General features: G+C 60.8%; 6 protein-coding genes and 1 pseudogene. All 7 read left to right on the top strand.

What is annotated here, in order from left to right; all coding sequences use genetic code 11:
* The first annotated feature begins 423 nt into the window (after nt 1–423).
* A complete protein-coding gene (locus tag EDC31_RS17205) occupies nt 424–2022 on the top strand; it encodes a class I SAM-dependent DNA methyltransferase (protein WP_042062588.1) in 1599 nt (532 codons plus the stop codon).
* A gap of 71 nt (nt 2023–2093) precedes the next feature.
* A complete protein-coding gene (locus tag EDC31_RS17200; RefSeq protein ID WP_042062591.1) occupies nt 2094–2354 on the top strand; it encodes a type II toxin-antitoxin system Phd/YefM family antitoxin in 261 nt (86 codons plus the stop codon).
* 2 nt (nt 2355–2356) lie between these two features.
* The gene (locus EDC31_RS17195; protein WP_204366722.1) at nt 2357–2794 is read left to right on the top strand and encodes a type II toxin-antitoxin system PemK/MazF family toxin; all 438 of its coding nucleotides are present in this window, start codon (nt 2357–2359) and stop codon (nt 2792–2794) included.
* 3 nt (nt 2795–2797) lie between these two features.
* A complete protein-coding gene (locus tag EDC31_RS17190) occupies nt 2798–3202 on the top strand; it encodes an HI0074 family nucleotidyltransferase substrate-binding subunit (protein WP_042062596.1) in 405 nt (134 codons plus the stop codon).
* A complete protein-coding gene (locus EDC31_RS17185; protein WP_042062597.1) occupies nt 3199–3501 on the top strand; it encodes a nucleotidyltransferase family protein in 303 nt (100 codons plus the stop codon). The genes EDC31_RS17190 and EDC31_RS17185 overlap by 4 nt, the downstream gene beginning before the upstream one ends.
* 263 nt (nt 3502–3764) lie before the next feature.
* Nucleotides 3765–4178, top strand: a pseudogene (locus tag EDC31_RS17180) (type I restriction enzyme endonuclease domain-containing protein); the annotation flags it as partial.
* A 191-nt stretch (nt 4179–4369) separates the two neighbouring features.
* On the top strand, nt 4370–4485 hold a 116-nt coding region (locus tag EDC31_RS17175), incomplete at its 3' end, for a transposase (RefSeq protein WP_165920216.1).

Raw genomic sequence — 4485 nt, 5'->3', positions numbered from 1 at the left:
GTTCCCGGACCTCAGGCGAAAATCTCTGGCTCATCATGTTCATCATGGCTCCTTCTCACAGATAGGAGCCTCCGGGAAACCCGGGACGCTTCAACACGCCGGGAAAAGGAAAAATGGCTGTTTTCTGACGTTTTCCAAGACTCATGACAGCAATAACGGATAGCCTGACACCTGTCATGACGGCAGAGATGACGCATGGAGACACCATCATCAGGTGTATGACGCCATGCTGACGGGCGTCATGACACCCGTCATTCCGGACTCCAGGGGAGCGCCGAGACGCGATAGAACAGCCCCCGAAGTGACGCCGTCATCGCCCCGAAACCGGACCTCCCATCGAGCGGTTTCTCGCAACCCTCGACCTTCCGTCCATGATCGGGCAGATTGTAACGACGTGTTCTGTCAGCCTGAAAGCCTGTTCCCATGCCCCGTGGTCGCCCCCGCAAGAACCCGGATGCCGCTCCGGCTCCCAAGAAAACAACACGGGCGAAAACGAAGACAACAGCCGCCAACCTCGGCTTCGAGCAGCAGATGTTTCTGGCAGCCGACAAGCTGCGCAAGAACCTCGAACCGTCCGACTACAAGCATGTCACGCTCGGGCTGATCTTCCTGCACTATATCTCCACAGCGTTCGAGGCGTATCACGAGATCCTTCTCCACGATGACCCGGCCGCTGCCGAGGACCCGGACGAATATCTGGCCGAGAACATCTTCTGGGTGCCGGAAACCGCCCGCTGGTCGCATCTTCAGGCCAACGCCCGCTCTCCCGGCATCGGCAAGATGATCGATGACGCCATGCTGGCCATCGAGCAGGCCAACCCCGAGCAGCTCAAGGGCGTTCTCCCCAAGGATTACGGACGCCCGGCGCTGGACAGCGTCATGCTGGGCGAACTGATCGACCTCATCTCCGAAATCGGCATGGGCGGCAGCGAGGATCAGGCCCGTGACGTGCTGGGGCGCGTCTATGAATACTTCCTCGGCGGCTTCGCGGGCGCGGAAGGCAAGCGCGGAGGGGAGTTCTACACCCCGTCCAGCGTCGTCCGCACGCTGGTTTCCATGCTCGAACCCTATAAGGGCCGCGTGTATGATCCCTGCTGCGGATCGGGAGGCATGTTCGTGCAGTCGGAACGGTTTGTGGAATCCCACGGTGGCAAGCTGGGCGATATCGCCATCTACGGACAGGAAAGCAACCACACCACCTGGCGTCTGGCGAAAATGAACCTCGCCGTCCGGGGCATCGGCGCGGATATCCGCTGGAACAACGAAGGCAGCTTCCTGCGCGACGAGCTGAAAGACCTGCGCTTCGATACGATCCTCGCCAACCCGCCGTTCAATATCTCGGACTGGTGGAACGCCTCGCTGGAGGACGACCCGCGCTGGCAGTATGGCAGACCGCCTGCGGGCAATGCCAACTATGCGTGGCTCCAGCATATCCTGTGGCATCTCGCCCCGAACGGGACGGCGGGCGTTGTGCTGGCCAACGGGTCCATGTCGTCGAACCAGAACAGCGAAGGCGAGATCCGCCGCCGTATGGTCGAGGCCGATGTCGTGGACTGCATGGTGGCCCTCCCCGGCCAGCTTTTCTATTCGACCCAGATTCCGGCCTGCCTCTGGTTCCTGACACACACGAAACACCCCAGGGGCTGGCGTGACCGGCGCGGGGAGATGCTGTTTATCGACGCCCGCAAGCTCGGCATGATGGTCGATCGCACCCGCCGCGAACTGACGGACGAGGACGTCGCCCGCATCGCCGACACCTACCATGCCTGGCGCGGCGAGAAGGACGCGGCCCCCTACGAGGACATTCCCGGCTTCTGCAAATCCGTGACACTCGACGAGGTGGAACAGCACGGCTTCGTCCTGACACCCGGCCGCTATGTGGGCGCGGAAGAAGTAGAAGAGGACAGCGTGCCGTTTGCCGAACGCTTCGCGGCCCTGGAGAAAACCTTGCAGGAGCAGTTCCGAGAGGGTGAGGTACTGAACGCGAAGATCACCGCCTCCCTGAAGCAGGTCATGATCTAACCGGCCACGACCTGCTTGCGACGGACCAAAAATCCGGATAATCTGGATAAACCGAAATCCGGAGCGATATCATGGCCCATCTCAGCATATCCTCGGCCGAGTTTCAGAAAGGCTTCGGCCGTTATCGTGAAGCGGCGCTCAGGGAGCCCGTCACCATCACCAACCATGGCCGCGACAGCCTCGTGCTCATGGGGGTGGAGGAATACCGGCGGCTGAAGCGCTGCGAGCGCCGGGTGATGGGGCTGGACGATTTCAGCGAGACCGACATCGCCGCCATTGCCGCCAGCGAAGCCCCCGCCGAGGCCAGCGCGTTTGACGATGAGCGCCTCTGAACGTGCCCTTTCCCATGCCTGTCGCGGGTCTCGTGATCCGCTATGCCTTTCTGTGGCGCAACGAGGCCGCACGCGGACAGGAAGAAGGCACGAAGGATCGTCCCTGCGCCGTCATTCTCGTCACGAACGATGAAGACGGCGAGGCCCTCGTGACCGTCCTGCCCATCACGCATACGACCCCCACTGATGAACGGCTCGCCGTTGAACTGCCCCCTGCAACGAAACGCCGTCTTGGGCTGGACGATGCGCGGTCGTGGATCGTTGTCACCGACGCCAGCCGCTTCATCTGGCCCGGTCCCGATCTTCGGCCCGCCTGCCCCGGCGATGCCGCAAGTGTCGCCTGCGGGCTGCTGCCGACCGGTGTTTTCAACGAAACGCGGGACAAATTTCTTGCCGCCGTGCGTGCCCGCAAGGCCGGACAGGTCCAGAGGAGCGCGTAGCCCATGACCCTGTACCTCACGCCGCTGGAGCGGGCGCTGGATCGTCTGAAGGAAGGCTGGGTGCGGCACGTGGCCCACCCTGACGACGAGCAGTTGCGCGACGGGCTGATCCAGCGTTTCGAGTTCACCTACGAACTCAGCCACAAGACCTTGAAGCGGTTTCTGGAAGCCAGCGCGGCCTCACCAGAGGAATATGACCGCATGGGCTTTCCGGACCTGATCCGCTCCGCCAACGAAGCGGGGCTTCTCAAAAGCGCCTGGCCACAATGGAGCGTGTTTCGCAAGATGCGGAACATGACCAGTCACACCTATAACGAAGCCTCCGCAAAGCAGGTCGTGGCAACGATCCCGGATTTTATCGACGAGACGGCGTTTCTGCTGGCCGTTTTGAAAGACCGGACCGCGTGACGGACCGGATCGACATCACGCCCAAAGAGCGGGCCATCGTGCTGCGTATTCTCAACGAGATTGTGCCTGACCGGGAGGTGCGGGTGTTCGGGTCGCGTGTGACGGGAAAGGCCAAGCCGTTCTCTGATCTGGATCTGGCGATGATGGGAAATGAACCGTTGCCGTTGGAGGCACGGGCGCGGCTCGAAGAGGCGTTTTCGGAGTCTGATCTACCGTGGAAAGTTGATGTACTGGATTGGGCGCAAGCTGATGCAGATTTCAAACGTATAATTTCTAATTCTTGGATCGTTTTACAGTGACCGCTTGGAAAAAAGTTACAATCTCGGATGTAGCAGACGAGGTGACTGTCGGACATGTAGGCCCAATGGCCAGTGAATATGTAGATAAAGGAATTCCGTTCCTACGCTCATTAAACATCGAACCGCTCAACATAAAATGCGACGGGGTAAAGTTTATAACTCCCTCTTTCCACAAGCGTTTGCAGAAGTCGTCTTTACGGCCTGGCGATGTGGTTATCGTTCGTACCGGGAAGCCCGGAACGTGCGCGGCCATCCCCGACTGGCTTGAGCAGGCGGTCGGGCGGTATCACACCAATGCCCTGACGTCGGCGCAGATTCTCGATGAGCTGATCCGTCTGGCGCATGAGATGGCGGCGGCCCGCTCGCGGGGAGAAGAACTCGGCCTGTCGCCGGAGGAAGTGGCGTTCTATGACGCGCTCGCACGCAATGACAGCGCCCGCGAAGCGATGGGTGATCCGGGCCTGCGCGTGATTGCGGCAGCTCTGGTCAAGACCATCCGTGAGAATGCAACTGTCGACTGGAACGTCATGGCCCCGACACGCGCCCGGATGCGCACGGCGGTCAAGCGGCTGTTGCGGAAGTACGGCTACCCGCCGGATATGCAGGATGAAGCGGTGCAGAATATCCTCAGGCAGGCGGAGGAGTTTGCACCGCTATGGGCAGGAAGCGGGGGGTGAGAGATGGATGTTGGCTTACGCTTTCATGTCGGTCATGAGGAGGAGAGAATCGACTTCCGCATAGTAGACATCATTGGAGCAAACCCGACCAGCTACCCAGCCGGACGGCGGGATCGTCGGTGTCGGCCCGGTGACCTTGCCCCCTGAAATGCCCTCGAATTGAAGTAAGGTCTGTCCACTGGAGACAGACGATGAAGAGAGCGCGTTTCACACAGGACCAGATTATCGGGCTCCTGAAAGAGCATCAGGCGGGCGCGACGGCGGCGGATCTGTGCCGCAAGCACGGGATCAGCGATGCGACGTTCTA

This window comes from Acidomonas methanolica (assembly GCF_004346035.1).
GTDB lineage: Bacteria > Pseudomonadota > Alphaproteobacteria > Acetobacterales > Acetobacteraceae > Acidomonas > Acidomonas methanolica.
The sequence above is the reverse complement of the archived record's forward strand: the minus strand, read 5'-3'. Positions and strand labels throughout refer to the sequence as shown.

Excerpts from the sequence above, each read along its gene's own strand:
- EDC31_RS17190 (WP_042062596.1), top strand. The coding sequence starts at position 2,798 with ATGACCCTGTACCTCACGCCGCTGGAGCGGGCGCTGGATCGTCTGAAG.
- EDC31_RS17205 (WP_042062588.1), top strand. The coding sequence starts at position 424 with ATGCCCCGTGGTCGCCCCCGCAAGAACCCGGATGCCGCTCCGGCTCCC.
- EDC31_RS17200 (WP_042062591.1), top strand. The coding sequence starts at position 2,094 with ATGGCCCATCTCAGCATATCCTCGGCCGAGTTTCAGAAAGGCTTCGGC.